At 37.4% G+C, this 16,231-nt stretch carries 14 protein-coding genes; 8 read left to right on the plus strand and 6 right to left on the minus strand.

Going from position 1 to position 16,231, the window contains the following annotated elements; genetic code table 11:
* Window positions 1–4 precede the first annotated feature (4 nt).
* The 8 genes from Q0983_RS01675 to Q0983_RS01710 all read left to right on the plus strand — a co-directional run bounded on the left by Q0983_RS01675 (window position 5) and on the right by Q0983_RS01710 (window position 9,828).
* On the plus strand, window positions 5–1,684 hold the full coding sequence (locus Q0983_RS01675; RefSeq protein WP_299547783.1) for a RagB/SusD family nutrient uptake outer membrane protein: 1,680 nt from the start codon (window positions 5–7) through the stop codon (window positions 1,682–1,684).
* Window positions 1,685–1,858: 174 nt separating this feature from the next.
* Entirely contained in the window at window positions 1,859–2,965 is a 1,107-nt protein-coding gene (locus tag Q0983_RS01680; protein WP_299547786.1) for a glycoside hydrolase family 88 protein, read from the plus strand.
* A gap of 9 nt (window positions 2,966–2,974) precedes the next feature.
* A complete protein-coding gene (kduI, locus tag Q0983_RS01685) occupies window positions 2,975–3,820 on the plus strand; it encodes a 5-dehydro-4-deoxy-D-glucuronate isomerase (RefSeq protein WP_299547789.1) in 846 nt (281 codons plus the stop codon).
* Between the two features lies 1 nt (window position 3,821).
* Complete coding sequence (locus Q0983_RS01690; RefSeq protein WP_299547792.1) at window positions 3,822–4,616, plus strand: SDR family NAD(P)-dependent oxidoreductase; 795 nt, start codon at window positions 3,822–3,824, stop codon at window positions 4,614–4,616.
* Window positions 4,616–6,577, plus strand: coding sequence for a hypothetical protein (locus Q0983_RS01695; RefSeq protein WP_299547795.1), 1,962 nt, complete (start codon window positions 4,616–4,618; stop codon window positions 6,575–6,577). Before Q0983_RS01690 ends, Q0983_RS01695 begins: the two co-directional genes overlap by 1 nt.
* A 113-nt stretch (window positions 6,578–6,690) precedes the next feature.
* Complete coding sequence (locus Q0983_RS01700) at window positions 6,691–7,938, plus strand: Nramp family divalent metal transporter (RefSeq protein ID WP_299547797.1); 1,248 nt, start codon at window positions 6,691–6,693, stop codon at window positions 7,936–7,938.
* A gap of 191 nt (window positions 7,939–8,129) precedes the next feature.
* Complete coding sequence (locus tag Q0983_RS01705) at window positions 8,130–9,524, plus strand: FAD-binding protein (protein WP_299547800.1); 1,395 nt, start codon at window positions 8,130–8,132, stop codon at window positions 9,522–9,524.
* A gap of 46 nt (window positions 9,525–9,570) precedes the next feature.
* On the plus strand, window positions 9,571–9,828 hold the full coding sequence (locus Q0983_RS01710; protein ID WP_299547803.1) for a hypothetical protein: 258 nt from the start codon (window positions 9,571–9,573) through the stop codon (window positions 9,826–9,828).
* A 264-nt stretch (window positions 9,829–10,092) separates the two neighbouring features.
* Here Q0983_RS01710 and Q0983_RS01715 read toward each other — a convergent pair whose 3' ends face one another.
* From Q0983_RS01715 to Q0983_RS01740, 6 genes are read right to left on the minus strand one after another with little or no spacing between them, the layout of a single operon-like run.
* Window positions 10,093–10,356 carry a HypC/HybG/HupF family hydrogenase formation chaperone gene (locus tag Q0983_RS01715; protein WP_299547806.1) on the minus strand — a complete coding sequence of 88 codons (264 nt, stop codon included), beginning with the start codon at window positions 10,354–10,356 and terminating at the stop codon, window positions 10,093–10,095.
* A gap of 5 nt (window positions 10,357–10,361) precedes the next feature.
* Window positions 10,362–11,180: a hydrogenase nickel incorporation protein HypB gene (gene hypB / locus Q0983_RS01720; RefSeq protein ID WP_299547809.1), complete on the minus strand. Its 819-nt coding sequence runs from the start codon at window positions 11,178–11,180 to the stop codon at window positions 10,362–10,364.
* Between the two features lie 19 nt (window positions 11,181–11,199).
* Window positions 11,200–11,655 (minus strand): hydrogenase maturation protease, encoded by a 456-nt coding sequence (locus tag Q0983_RS01725; protein WP_299547812.1) that lies wholly within the window; start codon window positions 11,653–11,655, stop codon window positions 11,200–11,202.
* Window positions 11,639–13,090, minus strand: a complete 1,452-nt coding sequence (locus tag Q0983_RS01730) for a Ni/Fe hydrogenase subunit alpha (RefSeq protein WP_299547815.1) — start codon at window positions 13,088–13,090, stop codon at window positions 11,639–11,641. Before Q0983_RS01730 ends, Q0983_RS01725 begins: the two co-directional genes overlap by 17 nt.
* A 16-nt stretch (window positions 13,091–13,106) precedes the next feature.
* Complete coding sequence (locus Q0983_RS01735) at window positions 13,107–14,369, minus strand: 2Fe-2S iron-sulfur cluster-binding protein (RefSeq protein ID WP_299547818.1); 1,263 nt, start codon at window positions 14,367–14,369, stop codon at window positions 13,107–13,109.
* A 17-nt stretch (window positions 14,370–14,386) separates the two neighbouring features.
* The gene (locus tag Q0983_RS01740) at window positions 14,387–16,114 is read right to left on the minus strand and encodes an NAD(P)H-dependent oxidoreductase subunit E (protein ID WP_299547821.1); all 1,728 of its coding nucleotides are present in this window, start codon (window positions 16,112–16,114) and stop codon (window positions 14,387–14,389) included.
* Window positions 16,115–16,231: the final 117 nt, after the last annotated feature.

The following is a 16,231-nucleotide window of genomic DNA, read 5'->3' on the forward strand; positions in this document are numbered from 1 at the left end:
TATTATGAAAATTTATAAATATATAATCTTAGCTTGCTTACTGATATCGTTAGCAGCCTGCGATGAAGAGCGCCTAAACGAAACTCCCTTAGACTTTTTAAGTCCGGAAATATCATATACCAATCCTGCAGATATTGAAACTGCTCTTGTTGCAAACTACAGTATCTTGAGGGAAGTGCATGATGGTGTTAATAATAATTTGATGCATTCGGGAACAGATTTGTGTATGTCTGCTAGAAACCCGGCAGCCAGTGGTTTAGGCGATTACAGAGTTGAATTATTACCTTCATCTGGTATTGTTGAATATTTTTGGAGGCGTTATTATAGAATAATTGCAAACTCAAACATCATTCTTGGTAGAATTGAGAACATTACTTATGCCACTCAATCAGAAAAAGACTCGCATATTGCTGAAGCCAGATGGTTTAGAGGATACGCTTACAGATGTTTAGGATATTTGTATGGAGGCGTACCTATAGTACTAGAGGAAATTTCAGGACCTCAAAGAGACTTTGTTAGGGCCTCTAAAGAAGAGACTTTAAATCAAGCAATTTCCGACATGGAATTTGCAGCTGCTAATTTACCTGATGTCACCCAAGTTTCGGCACAGGGAAAATTAAATAGTGCGGCAGCTAACCATTATTTAGCAGAACTTTATATTGCAACAGGTGATTATACAAGTGCAGTTTCTGCCGCTAATGCGGTAATAGACAACCCCGCAATTAGCCTAATGACATCTCGTTTTGGTAATAGAGCAGGTGATGTTGGAGATCCTTATTGGGATTTGTTTCAGAGAAATAACCAAAATAGAAACACAGGCAATACAGAAGGTATTTTGATTCTTCAAGAGGAATTCAATGTACCGGGAGGAACTGCTATTGAGCAATGGAACGGTTTCCCTTTAAGATATGAGCGTTATTATGGCTGCCTCTATTGGTTCTTAAACGATCCTGATGGTCAAAAAATATTCTTTGGAGCAAGTACTCAAAATGGAGGCAGACCTGTTGGTTTTATTAGACCTACACCATATTTTACGCACACCATTTGGGGAGGCGGCAATTGGGATATTGATTTAAGAAATAACAATAGGAATATTCAAAGGGATTGGGTATCAGACAATCCATCTTCAGCATATTTTGGACAAAACATTAGTGATTTTCCACAGTCTTGGTTCGATGGGTTGTCAGCTCAGGATACATTGCGCGATTTCTATCCAAACGTAACCAAAATATCAACTTATAATGATCATCCGGATGAAATCTTAGCTAACCCCGATACAGGGCAAATGGCAAATTTTTCTGGACAAACCGTTACAGATTGGTATTTGGTGCGAGTTGCAGAGACTTATTTACTTAGGGCTGAAGCTTATTTGGCGCAGAATAACACAACCGCTGCAGCCGATGATATTAATATGCTAAGGAACAGGTCTCAAGCTATTCCAGTAACGCCTGGAGAAGTAGATATTGATTATATTCTGGATGAGCGTATGCGCGAATTGAATTATGAGGAAGACAGAAGGCTAACACTGGCAAGATTGGGTATGGTATATGATAGGACAGTATTAGGGAACCCATTTGCAGGAACAACCATTGAAACATTTAATAACCTATTTCCAATACCGTTTGCCGAAATACAATTAAACACGGAAGTGACGCTGGAACAAAATCCAGGTTATATAAATTAGAAAAAAGCAATCCAAGTAAAAGCCAGCTCCTAAAATCAAGGGAGTTGGTTAATTAAATTAGTAAGTAGGCGTTACATTTACCAAGAAACATCTTATTTGTAATGACCCAATAAATATTAACTTATATTCATTACTTCAATAAAAGAGTAATTAATCAAATAATCGACTATGATCATGAAAAAAAGCATCCTATCACTATTGGCTATTTTGGCGGTTTCGCTAAGCATAAAGGCCCAATCCATTTTTGACAGAAGTACCATAAAAGAGTTCATGCACAGAACTAATAAATATCAATTAGACAACCCGTGGAGAGCATATGACGACAATTGGATCCGAGGTACTTACTATGCAGGTGTAATGGCATGTTACAATGCTACAGGAGATAAGGTTTTTTTACAGCAAACCGATGAGTTGTGCAAATCTTTAAACTGGAAAGTGCCAACGTTACCACCTGTGCATTCTGCTAGTGGAGCTAATTTGTTAACTATCGGACAAGCAATGATTCAGTCTTATATGGCAAAGCCAGAAAAGAGTAAGATAAGAGGCGTTATAGACCATCTGGACAATCCGAATTTTAGAAACCCAAAGGGTAATCCACATCAATGGTATTATGAAAATGGTACGAGGTACGTAGACGCCTTATTTACTGGACCGCCAACTTTGGCAATGCTATATAACCTTACTGGAGATAAAAAATACTCAGATTGGATGGATGCCATGTTTTGGGATGTTTACGGTAAGTTATACAATACAGATTTAAATCTATTTTATCGTGATAAACGTTTTTTTCCTTCTAAAAAAACAAAAGATGGTAAACAAATTATTTGGTCTAGAGGAAATGGTTGGGCCATTGCCGGAATTGCAAGAATTCTGGAGTATTTGCCTATAGAGCATGGTAACTATAAGCGCTATGAGTCTGTTCTTAAAAATATGGCGGCAGCTTTAAAAGCATGCCAAACAGAAGAAGGGTTTTGGTATCCAAACTTAGCAAACCCAGACGACGCGCCTTTTAAAGAAACAAGTGGAACTAGCTTCTTCATTTATGGTATTGCTTATGGTATAAATAATGGAATTCTTGATAAGAATGAATACTTGCCCGTTGTGAAAAAAGCATGGAAATCGGTTACAGATGAAATAAGTAAAGAAGGGAAAGTTCAATGGGGACAATTAGTAGGTGATCAACCGGTAAACCTTTCTAAGGATGATTCTCATGAGTATGTAACAGGAACCTTCTTATTGGCTGCCAGTGAAATGTATAAAATGAATTTAAATAACAATTAATAAATAAATATGACAAAGACCATATATGATGAACGTTATGAAGCGCATCCAGAAGATGTGAAATCTTATGATACCACTAAATTAAGAGAACATTTTTTAATAGATAAAGTATTCATTCAAAATAAGATTTCTTTAACGTACAGTCACTATGATAGATTTATTGCTGGCGGTGCAGTACCTATTGACAATGCTTTAAACTTAGAAACCATCGATCCGCTGAAATCAGAACATTTTTGTGATCGAAGAGAAGTAGGAGTCATTAATATTGGCGGTTCAGGAATTGTAGCCGTAGATGGAAGCGAATATGTTTTGGATAAGAATGAAGCTTTATATATTGGTATGGGCTCTAAATCAGTAGTTTTTGAAAGTACAGATAAAATCACTCCTGCCTTATTCTATTTAAACTCTGCACCGGCGCATCATGCATTTCCATCTAAAAAAATAACCTTAGATGACATAATTTATTTAGATCTAGGAAATAAAGAAGATGCTAACGAACGCCAGATATTACAATATATTGTTTCGGCAACTGTAGAAACTTGCCAGTTACAAATGGGTATGACAAAGTTAAAGTCTGGAAGTGTATGGAACACCATGCCCGCCCATACACATAACAGAAGAATGGAAGTATACTTATATACTGATTTACTTGATGATCATGTAGTATGTCACTTTATGGGACAAGGTCATGAAACACGTCATATCTGGACGGCAAATAATCAAGCTGTAATATCGCCGCCATGGTCAATTCATTCTGGGGCGGGCACATCTAATTATAGTTTTCTATGGGGTATGGCCGGCGAAAACTTGGATTTTACTGATATGGATGTTATAAAAAAGACAGAATTAAGGTAGGATGGGAACCATACTGGATGACTTTAAGTTAAATGGAAAAGTAGTACTGGTTACTGGCGGCTCCGATGGTATTGGAAAAGAGCTGGCCTTGGCCTTGGGTCAGGCAGGAGCCCATATATGTATCAATGGTAGAGAACCCAAAAAACTTGAAGCAGCTAAAGAACAACTAAAAAGTTCCGGAATAGAAGTTACTACTGCTTGTTTTGATGTAAGCGATGTGGAACAGGTGAAGTTGGGAGTTAAAGGTTTGATAGACAAGATTGGAAATATTGATATTCTCATAAATAGTGCGGGAATCATTAAAAGAATTCCGCTTTTAGAAATGGATATTGAGGATTTCAGACAAGTGTTGGACGTAAACTTAAGCGCCGCTTTTTTGGTATCTAAGACGGTGGTTCCTTCCATGATACAAAGGGGAGGAGGTAAAATCATTAATATTTGTTCATTAATGAGCGAATATGGAAGACATTCTGTTTCGGCATACGCAGCTTCAAAGGGAGGGTTAAAAATGTTAACCAAAAACATGTGCGTTGAATGGGCCAAACATAACATTCAGGTAAATGGCATTGGTCCGGGTTATATTAAAACCGCTAAAACAAAGACATTGGCAGCAGATGGCCATCCTTTTAACGACTTAATTATGACTAGAACCCCGGCAAAAAGATGGGGAGAAGTCAAGGACCTTTGTGGTTTAGGGGTGTTACTTGCTTCTAAAGCTGGTTCTTTTATTAATGGTCAGATCATTTACGTTGACGGCGGCATAACCTCAAATTTTGGATACATAAAAGGTGAATAATGAAAAAGTATAATATTATAAACAAAGGTATATGTGTTCAAATGATAACTCTTTTAATATTATTTGGTTTGGCAGGTTGTAATTCTTACTCAAAAAAAGGTGCCGGGAATCATGAAAGCCCTGCGTTGTCAGGTGGAGATACCTTGCTTATACCTTCACGGGCCATTAGAACGGATCTCTTGGTTGAGGAAACACATCCTCTTTCTGATAAAATAAAAGCCTTTCTTGAAAGACAGCCCCGTTTTAATGAGTTTATGCCTACTGATCTAGGAAAAACTGATTATTTGAAAATAATTGAAGGTCAGGTAAGGGCCATGTTGAAATATCAGAATGAGGAAGGCAGGATCATTGATCCGGTTGATAAAGTTGAGAAATATTATACTACCCCCTGTTTTGCACATGCAGTGGGAGCTTTGGTGGCTTCCGCCTCCATTTCTATTGATGACCATTTGGCAAAAATGGGTATAAAGGCGTTGGATATTTCTTTGACTGATATGGTCAATGCCTCAGTTAATGGAGACCATGGAGATTTTTATACCTGGCCGGTTATGCTTGCCTATGAAACTTATAAGCCATATGTAAGTTCTGAGCAATTAAAATCATGGGAAGACAAAATACATGCCGTTAAAATAGATAAGTTATACCGTACTTATGACAATCCAGATGAAAATAATTGGGTCCTTGTCCATACCGCAGGAGAATTTTTAAGGGCAAAAAATGGTTTCACCAACTTTAATTATGTAGAGAAGATGCTGGGCATACAGCTTAAAAATTTCACCGAGCTCGGTATGTATAACGAATTCGGAAACCCGCTGGCATATGATCTTTTTCCAAGACATTATCTTTCTGGTATGCTACAACTGGGATATAAGGGAAGAGAGGTACTGAGTTTTAAAGATAAACTTTGGAAAGGTGCCTGGACCTCCTTATTCATGCAATCTCCTGTTGGGGAGCTTCCAACCGGATATAGAAGTAGCCATCATATATGGAATGAAGCAGAACAATGTGTGGTTTTTGAGATTTACGCGGCTGCTTACGCCAAACTTGGCCTTAAAAAAGAGGCTGGAGCCTTTAAAAGAGCAGCTATGATATCGCTACGTTCGATGCAGGATTGGATCCGTGAAGATGGTTCTGGATTTATTGTTAAAAACAGGTTCCCAATTGAAAAAAGACATGCTTACGAAAGGTATTCTGTTCATACATGCTATAACATGTTGGCTATGTCCATGTTGGCCCAAGCATGGCAATTTTCAGATAGTGCGGTGAATGAGCTTCCCGCTCCAGCCGATACAGGTGGTTTTGTATTACCAGTTTTAGAACCTTTCCATAAAGTATTTGCTAACTCCAATGGGACTTACATTGAATATGACACTAAAGGAGATCAAAAATATAACCCTACCGGAATTCTTCGTGTTCACGTAAAAGGGGGGCATCCACAGCTTGGACCTTCCGATGGTATAGCTCAGTATTTTGGAGGTGAAAATAATGTCATGGCTTTAGGTCCCTTGTGGAAAGACGATGAAGGGGTTTGGGTTTCTTTGGCCAAAGAAAACAATACAAGCCCTAAGGTTACCATTCTTAAAGAAAATGACTCAACCGTTGAATTTAGTATTACACACCAAATTAGAGACATTAAAATAGTTGAGACCATTACTATTAATAACGATATAATTACTATACATAATGAGTTTATAGGAATTCAAGGGGCTAAAAAATTGGCGTGGCCCATATTAGTTAATGATGGCATGAAGGATGTCCAGGTTCACTTAAAAGATCAAGAAGCATCACTATCTCTTGATGGAAGAGGGGTTAAATTATCCATTATATCGCGCGAAAATATAGAGTTGGTAAGATCTTATGAGCAATTTGATCATAGAAATGGTATTATGGAAATTGTATACGTTAAGTTCAATGAAGAGAGCATTGCATACAGTCTTGAAAAAAGCAATTTGATTGAGTAAGTTGTTTTGAGTTAGTTTTAGTTTAATCTGGAGTCGATTAACTAAATCGGCTCCGTTTAACTTAAAATTATCAGACGTTTTAGATAATAAATAAATCAGTAAAAAATGTGTTCATGTCAAAATTTAAGAAATTACTAATAAGTGTACTGCCTGGAATTTTTTTAATTGGTTATAATGTCGGCACGGGAAGTGTTACTTCAATGTCGAAGGCTGGTGCTAATTTTGGGTTAGACCTATTGTGGACGGTTCTGGTAAGCTGTTTAATGACCTATTATTTAATCGTGCTTTTCAGCCGTTACACTATGGTTACTAAGGAAACGGTAATTCAGGGTATTAAAACACATATTCATCCTGCTTTAGCCATAATTTTGATTGTCGCTTTATCAACTATTATTGTTAGTGCTCTTACAGGTTTATTAGGTATTATGGCTGATGTTATGTCGGAGTGGTCTGAAGCTGCTTTACCCTGGCATATTTCATCTTTAGCTTGGGCTATTTTCTTTGGTGTTTTAATTTATGCCCTAATCTGGGTTGGTAATTACGATTTATTTGAAAAAATATTAGCTGTTTTAGTCGCTATTATGGCACTGGCTTTTATAACGACCATGTTTATTAATTTTCCTTCACTTTCAGAGTTAGGGAAAGGATATATTCCAAAATTTCCGGAAACTGCTGAAGGCAGTGACAATAGTCCATTCATCATTATTGCCGGTATGGTAGGAACTACAGTTTCTGTTTTTGCCTTTATCATACGTTCTCAAATAATTAAAGATACAGGTTGGGATATGTCTGATAATAAAGTTCAAAAACGTGATGCTTTTGTAAGCGCCGCTTTAATGTTTATAATTAGTTCTGCTATATTAATTACAGCATCTTCAACTTTAAATGTTAAAGGGTTAAGCCTGAATAATGTTGCCGAAATGATTCCACTTATGGAGCCTATCGCTGGTAAAGCCGCTCTTGGTGTTTTTGTAATTGGTATTCTTGCAGCGGGTTTATCTTCTCACCTTCCAAACACGTTAGTAATTCCTTGGTTGATAATAGATTACAAAGAACAAGAAAGGAACACAAAAACCATAAGTTCTCGCTTAATTGTGCTGTTTTTAACCTTATCTAGTATTTTGGGCATAGGCCTTGGTTTTAGGCCTGTATTCATTTTGATGTTATCTCAAGCCAGTATAGCTATAGTGTTACCACTTACTATAGGGTCGGTATTTTATTTGACCTGTAAAAAATCACTTATGGATCAATATGTAAATAAAATTCATGATATCATCATATTGATTCTAATAATGGGTTTTACACTATATGTGAGTAGTCTTGGTATAGAAGGCTTGATAAGTGATTTGTCAAAACTATAATTTTTCAACCAAGCCTATTCATTCTTGATATGGAATGAATCCACAGAGAGGGCCAAAGTGAACAGCATAAAAAAAGCACTAGTCCAAATTGAAAATTAGTGAAAGTGGTTTTAGCATATCTTGTATGTTCTAGGATGAATTAATTGGTTTTTTAATGAGACATATATTTAATAGTTAAAATTTAACGAGAAATGAAAAGAAAGAAATTTTTACAAACCACCTCTGCGTTTACTCTGGGAACCATCCTTACATCTCCATTAGTAGGCTGTTTAAACCGCTCAGGGAGAAATCCTGAAAAACCCGGTTATTCTGTTTCAAAGAAAACAGGCATAGAGCGAAGAAACTGGGGGCGGAATATTATTTTCAGGGCTGAACACCTTGAACATCCTTCCACGGTCCAGGAGGTTCAGGAGTTAATGCTCAAGGCAGGTAACAAAAAGGCACTTGGTTCTACGCACAGTTACAACGATATTGCAGATAGTCCCATGTCACAGATCTCGCTTAGGAAACTCAACAAAATAATTTCTATTGAAGAAACCAACAAAACAGTAACCATAGAAGGCGGCATCAAATACGAAGAACTGGTTCCTCAATTATATGAGAAAGGGTTTGCATTACACAACCTGGCGTCTCTACCACAAGTAACTGTTGCCGGTGCGTGTTCTACAGGGACCCATGGTTCCGGAACGAAAAACGGGAATCTTTCAACGGCAGTAAGAGGTCTGGAAATTTGTTTGGCTGACGGTCAACTGGTCAAACTAAGTCGTGATAATAACCCGAATATTTTCGATGGAGCTGTTATAAGTATGGGAGGTCTTGGAATTATCACAAGCATGGTATTAGACATCCAACCCGCATACGAAGCACGTCAGGACATTTTTCTGGATTTACCATTGGAAAATGTCATAGAGAATTTTGACCAAATTATGTCCAGCGGCTATAGTGTGAGTCTTTTTACTAAATGGCAAAGCGACATTGTTGATCAGGTTTGGATCAAACGACGTGTTGACCAACCTGTTGATAATCTGGGAACGGATTTTTTTGGAGGAAAGGCTAGCGACAGAAATATTCATCCAATAATTGACTTATCCGCAGAATCTTGTACCGACCAAATGGGAGTGGCCGGTCCATGGTATGATAGGTTGCCACATTTTAAGATCAATGCCATGCCTTCCGCCTGGGATGAATTACAATCAGAATATTTTGTTCCAATTGAACATGCCGGTCAAGCTATGAGAGCTATTGCCAATCTTGGTGAAAAAATACTCCCCTATCTGTACATCTCCGAGGTTAGGACTGTTGCCGCCGACAATTTATGGATGAGCCAGGTTTACAAAAGGACTAGCGTAGCCTTTCATTTTACATGGAAATCTGATTGGCCAGGAGTAAAAAAGTTATTACCGGAGCTTGAAGCCGCACTTGCACCGTTTGACGTACGACCACACTGGGCTAAACTATTCACAATAAACCCGAAAACGCTTCAAAAATCATATAAAAAGTTCCCTGATTTCCTGGAATTATTAAAAACCTATGACCCCAAGGGTCATTTTAAGAACGCTTATTTAGACTCAAATATTTATTCTTAAACATAAAATTTCTGTTATCTACAAGAACGTAGAAATTTGGAGTATTATGACGAAAAGAAAGAATACCATAAATAAATACATAAACATCTTATGCTTATTTTTAGCAGTATTAGCGCTATTCACTTGTTCAGACCGCAAATCCGAAATAATACTATTTCCTGAAAGTAATTTTCAAAAAACCATTGGAGATCAAGACGTAAGACTATTCACTCTAAAAAACAAAAATGGCCTGGTATGTCAAATTACCAATTATGGCGGGCGTGTTGTGTCGCTCCGGACACCGGCTTCCCTATTAAATTATTAGACCTGGTTGGTAATAAATCATCACAAATCTTTTGTCTAAAGTGTTAATTAAGATTATGTATATTTATTAACAATGAAAAAGAGGAAATTATTACTGAATAAAAAAATAGAGGTTATTTTTATGGCTAACATTTACATCCCGTACTTCATGAACTCTTGTAAAATAAGGAAAGTTAGATGTTGTATCGGGAAGTAACCTCAACCATTCAACAATTAACAAATCAATTGTGGATTTTCGAAATGATCTGGGTAAATAGAGACTAAATTAATCAGATGATTCTAAATCATCCAATTCATGAAGTTCGTCTAGCTGTTTTAAGAGTTCAAATGTTTTTTTAGCTTCTTCTTCATCTATTACACTGATAGCAGCACCTACATGAACCAAAACATAATCGCCTACATTGGCTTCAGGGACCAATGTAAGACTCACTTCCTTCACAACGCCATCGAAGGAGACTTTACCGGTTCTGAAGGTTTCGTCTAATTCAGCAGTAATTTCGATAAGTTTTCCCGGGATTGATAGGCACATAAGTCTTAAATATTAGATTTTAACCAGTTGTACCATTGCTCCATACCTTGACCATTGGTGGCAGACATTTCAAAGAATTTTAGGTTAGGGTTAACCTGTAAGGCATACTCCTTAAGTTTGTTAATGTCAATATTAACATAGGGTAACAAATCAATCTTATTAATGATACATATGTCAGCTGTATGAAACATATCCGGATACTTCACAGGTTTATCTTCGCCTTCAGTAGTACTAATGATGACCACGCGTTTGTTTTCGCCAAGGTCGAACATAGAAGGGCAAACCAGGTTCCCCACATTCTCAATCATTAAGATTGAATCGTTATTCATTTCTAGCTTCTTAACAGCATCATAAATCATATCACTCTCAAGATGACAACCCTTTCCAGTATTGATCTGAATCACAGGAATATTTAAGGCATCTATTCTGTTAGCATCGTTAAGGGTTTGTTGGTCACCTTCAATCACATAAAATGGAATGGATTCTTTGAGATCAGAAAGTGTTCTTTCTAAAATTGAGGTTTTTCCACTTCCCGGAGAACTAACTAAATTTAGTGCGAAAATATTTTTCGCTTCAAAATACCCCCGGTTTCTAGCAGCAAGAATTTGATTATGTTGAAGCACATCTTGCTCCACCTCTAATACTTTGCTCCTGTGATCGTGGTCGTGGTGATGATGGTGATGACCGTGATCATGTCCGTGATGATGATCATGGTTATGTTCATGATGATGGTGATGATGGTGTCCATGATCATGAGTATGTTCTCCAGGAGATGTAATTACCGGACCATTTCCGTCTGTTCCGCAACCGCAAGTTCCGCACATAGTATTAGGTTTTAATTGATTAAAGATACGTATTTACTATGGTTTCCTTAAAATAATTTTTTGCCTTTTCCAGATTTACTTCACCTTTAGGGGTTAATCCTATTTGAAGTTCCCATTCGTAACCCTTAATGGCTAGTATATGAGCCTCGGGATATTTTTTGTAAACGTTATTACAGAGAAACATCACAGTTTCCGGCATCAATGCATGGGTGCTAAAGCTATACGCTTCAGATCCTTCGCACTTGTCAAAAGAGAACGATGTTATAGTTTCATCTTTTGTGGCATCCACAAAAATGACCTGATCGTATTGGGACATTAATTCGGCATCCTCGATTTGAAGTTGGTATCTGTATTCGATATCCAGATTAAGGTCAAGGGTTTCCAGATAGTCCATTAACGCCCAACCTAAACCATCATCTTGTCTGCCATTATTGCCAATACCAATAATAATTGTTTTTTTATCTGTATTTTTCATCTACAATATTTCCAAAGGCATCTTCAATTGTTACATGCAGTGGCATTTGTCCAAGTGCATGCGTTGCACAACTCAAACAAGGATCATAAGCTCTAATGGCAATTTCTACCTGATTAAGCATAGGTTCTGTTATTTCCGGTTTTTCATTAAGAACTTCCTGAGCAACAGCTCTCACGCCACGATTCATTGCCTCGTTATTATGAGTTGTTGAAACAATAAGGTTACATTTTGTAATCAACCCTTTATCGTCTGTATGATATTCATGAATTAGAGTTCCTCTAGGTGCTTCAATTATGCCGATACCTTTGTTTCTTTTTACACCTTCTCTTAATAAGTCGCTTCCTAAAATTTCAGGATCGTTTAATAGTTCTTTCATTAACTCAGCGCAATGCAACATTTCAATCAAACGGGCCCAATGCGTATGCATGGTCATGTTATTGGGTTTATTATGCGTATATGCCTTAAAAATTAATCGCTCGGTTTCTGCCAATGGCGTTTTAATATGCGAGCATACATTCATACGTGCCAGAGGACCAACTCTATTCCAGCCTTTTTCACGACCAAGGTCTTTCATATAGGGAAATTTAAGATAGGACCAGGGTTCTACTGCTTCCTTAAAATGATAGCCATATTCATTATCAGAAATATTCATCAGTTCATTACCGTGAGCATCAATTGACCGAAGGCGTCCGTCGTATAATTCTAAGGCTCCTGTCTTTTTATCTACCAATCCCAAATGATTAGAATGATAAGCTGCAAAATTGTCAATCCAATTCGCGTTGTCCGTATGATAGGTCTTCATAAAATCGATAATCTCCTTACACCAGTTAATCATGGTGTCTATATTAGGGATTTGCTTTCCATCTAAGAAATACTCGCGTTCTTCTTTAGTAAAGGTTTTGTGAACACCCCCGGGAACTGCTAAAATTCCATGAATCTTTTTACCCGCTAATGCTTTGATCATTTCCTGACCAAACTTTCGCATCAAAATACCTTTTTTGGCAAGTGCTTGATTTTCGGTAGCAACGGCTACAATATTTCTTTTTTCTGCGGGAGCGTCAACTCCAAATAACAAGTCAGGTGAAGCTAAATAGAAAAAGTGTAGTGCGTGTGATTGAAATACTTGTCCGTAATGTAACAGCTTCCTCAATTTGGTTGCTGTTGGAGATAGATTTTCCGAGTCAACACCAACCAATTGATCAATGGCCTTTGCCGCTGCCACATGGTGGCTCACAGGACATATGCCACATAAGCGCTGTACTAAAACAGGGGCCTCCCAATACGGATGCCCTTGTATGAATTTCTCAAACCCTCTAAATTCTACTATGTGTAAAAAGGCATCATCAACCTTTCCGTTTTCGTCTAATTTGATAGTCACTTTACCATGACCCTCTACACGTGTTACTGGTTCTATTACTATTTTTCTCTTGCTCATCGTTCCGTTTTTTTAACTAGTCGTATTTGAATTCGGGATAGGTAATTGAATATTCTTCATCAAACAGAATATTTTTTACTACATTCCAAATATGGTTGGCATTTGGAGGACAACCCGGAATGTGATAATCTATCTTAACCACTTCATGATTAGAATATACCTTATCAAGGATTTTAGGGATATCTTCATGATTTGGTATGATGGTTTCATTGTCTTCGCTGGTTATTGAGTCAATATACGCTTCTTTTAAACAATCTTCCAGAGGAAATGTATTTCTTAAAGCAGGCACACCGCCCCAAATGGCGCACTCACCAACAGAGACTAATATATCACAGTGTTTGCGAAACTCCCTGAGCACTTCAATATTATCAGTGTTACAACAACCTCCTTCTACCAGGCCTATATCGCATCGTTCTTCAAAGTGCTTAATATCTGTAAGTGGTGATTTGTTAAACTCAACTACATCGATGAGATCCATAATACCAAGATCGACATCTAACATGGACATGTGACATCCAAAGCATCCTGCCAATGACGCCGTGGCTACACGCTTTTTCTTTCTATTAGTACCATTATGTTTTTTAATATCATCTAGTGGAATGTTACCTTTTTTAGCATAGTCGTATTGACGATTACCAAACGGCTTACCAAATGATTTGCCCTTAACAAGAATAGATCCTGTGGGACAAATACGCATGGCATGTTCTGCTTGTTTTTCTGAGAGTTTTGCTTCTTGTTCGTAATCAACCGAAACCAGGGTTTGATTTCCTCTGTTGGTAAAGCTAAAGACCTTATGACCATCATTAGTCCTAATTTCTTCTATACAACGTTTACACTTTATACAACGATTTTGATTGACTACAATACGTTCTGGTCTGGCATCTACTACGCGATCTACAAATAACCGTGGGAAACGGGTATATCTAATTCCTGTTTCATATCCTAAATTTTGCATTTGGCAGTCACCACTTTTTTCGCAAGAAGGGCAGAAGTGGTTCCCTTCAACAAACATCATTTCTAAAATAGCTTTTCGATTATCCAGAAGCTCTTTTGTATTAACCTCAATGTCCATTCCTGCATCTACCTTAACGGTACAACCTGCTATGGCACGGCCATTATTCTTTACTGTACAAACGCGACAACTACCTAAGGGGTTTAGATGTTTGAAATGACAAAGGGTTGGAATGAAAATACCATTTTGTTTTGCTGCTTCAATGAGATTTTGCCCTTTTTCAGTGGTACATTCTCTTCCATCTATTTTAAATGATACATTTTTCATATCAGTCTTATTAAAATCTATAGTTGTGTATCTTTAATGTAAGTATCAAACTCCTGCACAGCCTCCTCCATATCAAACTCTACGTTCTGGAATTCGTTAGTTGGAGCAATCTTTACATTAAAGTAATCTTTGAATTTGTCTATGGCATATATTAATGAGTTAGGGGATGATTTACCTAAACCACATCTACTTGAGAGTTTAATAATATTTCCCCACTGTTTAATTTCATCAACATCTTCCAGGGAGCCCAATCCGCGCTGCATTTTTTTAACCTTTTCCGTAAGGATAAAATTACCAGCCCTGCAAGGCGTACATACACCACACGACTCTTCTTTGAAGAATTCCATATAGTTCCTTAAAATTTGAAGAATATCCCGCGTACGGTTAAAAACCATAAAAGATCCGCCACATAGAATATCTTCCTGACAGATGCGTCTATGGAATTCATCTGGACCAACACATTCACCGGAAGGACCGCTAACCTGAACAAAATAAGGGGCTGTAGCCTGACTCATTTCCATGGTTAATAAATCTCGAATAGGCATTCCGTATTCAATTTCATAAATGCCGGGTTTAGCAACGTCACCAGAAATACTAATAAGCTTAGTCCCGGGTGAACCTTCTGTACCCATGCTTAAATAATGATCTTCTCCTAATTCTATAATACGTGATGCATATGCTAATGTTTCTACATTATTAACTATAGTAGGTTTGTGCTTAAATCCGTGTTTTGTAGCAGACCACATACGTACGGGAGGCTCACCTCTGCGGCCTTCTAATGACTCTATTAATGCTGATGCGGCACCACAAACGTAGGATCCTGCTCCCAGTTGAATTCGAATATCAAAATCGAATCCTTTAACACCTTGTATATTTTTGCCTAGTAGATTGGCATCACGAAATTCTTGTAATAAAGCCTCAAGTTGGTCTTTGAAAAACTGGTATTCTGCTCGCAGATATACAATACCTTCCTTAGCACCGGTAGCATAACTGGCTAGTATCATTCCTTCGAAAACCAGTCCTGGTACATGCTGAAGTACAGCACGATCTTTAAAAGTACCCGGTTCGCCTTCGTCGGCATTGCATATAATAAATTTTTCATCATCCTCATTATTCTTACACGATTGCCATTTGTAGCCTACGGGGAAAAATGCACCACCCAAACCTAAAAGATTCGATTTGGAAATTTTATCAACAATTTCCTGCTTTGTAAACTTTAATCCTTCTCTAATACTCTTACCCATTTCATAATGTCTGAAAATAATGGCTTTATCGCCTTCAGGTATATGTTGGATTTTACTGATGGTTTTACTTGAAAAATCTTTTACATCTTCTCCATTTTTAATCTTATCAATGATTAGATTTACTTTTCTTGGGGTTAGGTCTGTAAATGGTTGAAAATTAATCAAAGCTGCTGGTTCCTGATCACTTAAACCAATACAGGAAGTTTCAAAAAGTGAGAAATCACCATTTCCCTCTTCGCCGAAAGTACACCCTGTGGCTTTCTCTAAGGCTGTTTTAACATCTTCAAACCCTTTAATTTCTGAGATGATACTATTGTTTAAATATATGGTGTGTTTTCCGGTGGGTTTCTTATGAAAGAAGTGATAAAATGACACTACACTTTCTACTTCGACATTGGAAACTTTTAGTTCTTTGGATATTTTCGAAACAGCTTTGTCAGAAATGAATCCGTCTTTGTTTTGATGTTCCCAAAGTTTGTTTAAAAGATGCGTCCTATCCATAGTTTTTGCTTTGAAATTTATCAGTTATAAAATTGCGAAATCTATAGGGCTAAAAAGCTGAAATTGGTTAGGTTTTGGTCGATTTACGAATTACTTAAGGTTTTGCGATTACTTCTG

It is taken from the genome of Seonamhaeicola sp., assembly GCF_028281565.1.
GTDB lineage: Bacteria > Bacteroidota > Bacteroidia > Flavobacteriales > Flavobacteriaceae > Seonamhaeicola.

What these genes read in the sequence shown, in the direction of transcription:
- Q0983_RS01675 (WP_299547783.1), top strand. Translation starts at nt 5, where the DNA reads ATGAAAATTTATAAATATATAATCTTAGCTTGCTTACTGATATCGTTA.
- Q0983_RS01680 (WP_299547786.1), top strand. Translation starts at nt 1,859, where the DNA reads ATGAAAAAAAGCATCCTATCACTATTGGCTATTTTGGCGGTTTCGCTA.
- kduI (WP_299547789.1), top strand. Translation starts at nt 2,975, where the DNA reads ATGACAAAGACCATATATGATGAACGTTATGAAGCGCATCCAGAAGAT.
- Q0983_RS01690 (WP_299547792.1), top strand. Translation starts at nt 3,822, where the DNA reads ATGGGAACCATACTGGATGACTTTAAGTTAAATGGAAAAGTAGTACTG.
- Q0983_RS01695 (WP_299547795.1), top strand. Translation starts at nt 4,616, where the DNA reads ATGAAAAAGTATAATATTATAAACAAAGGTATATGTGTTCAAATGATA.
- Q0983_RS01700 (WP_299547797.1), top strand. Translation starts at nt 6,691, where the DNA reads ATGTCAAAATTTAAGAAATTACTAATAAGTGTACTGCCTGGAATTTTT.
- Q0983_RS01705 (WP_299547800.1), top strand. Translation starts at nt 8,130, where the DNA reads ATGAAAAGAAAGAAATTTTTACAAACCACCTCTGCGTTTACTCTGGGA.
- Q0983_RS01710 (WP_299547803.1), top strand. Translation starts at nt 9,571, where the DNA reads ATGACGAAAAGAAAGAATACCATAAATAAATACATAAACATCTTATGC.
- Q0983_RS01715 (WP_299547806.1), bottom strand. Translation starts at nt 10,356, where the DNA reads ATGTGCCTATCAATCCCGGGAAAACTTATCGAAATTACTGCTGAATTA.
- hypB (WP_299547809.1), bottom strand. Translation starts at nt 11,180, where the DNA reads ATGTGCGGAACTTGCGGTTGCGGAACAGACGGAAATGGTCCGGTAATT.
- Q0983_RS01725 (WP_299547812.1), bottom strand. Translation starts at nt 11,655, where the DNA reads ATGAAAAATACAGATAAAAAAACAATTATTATTGGTATTGGCAATAAT.
- Q0983_RS01730 (WP_299547815.1), bottom strand. Translation starts at nt 13,090, where the DNA reads ATGAGCAAGAGAAAAATAGTAATAGAACCAGTAACACGTGTAGAGGGT.
- Q0983_RS01735 (WP_299547818.1), bottom strand. Translation starts at nt 14,369, where the DNA reads ATGAAAAATGTATCATTTAAAATAGATGGAAGAGAATGTACCACTGAA.
- Q0983_RS01740 (WP_299547821.1), bottom strand. Translation starts at nt 16,114, where the DNA reads ATGGATAGGACGCATCTTTTAAACAAACTTTGGGAACATCAAAACAAA.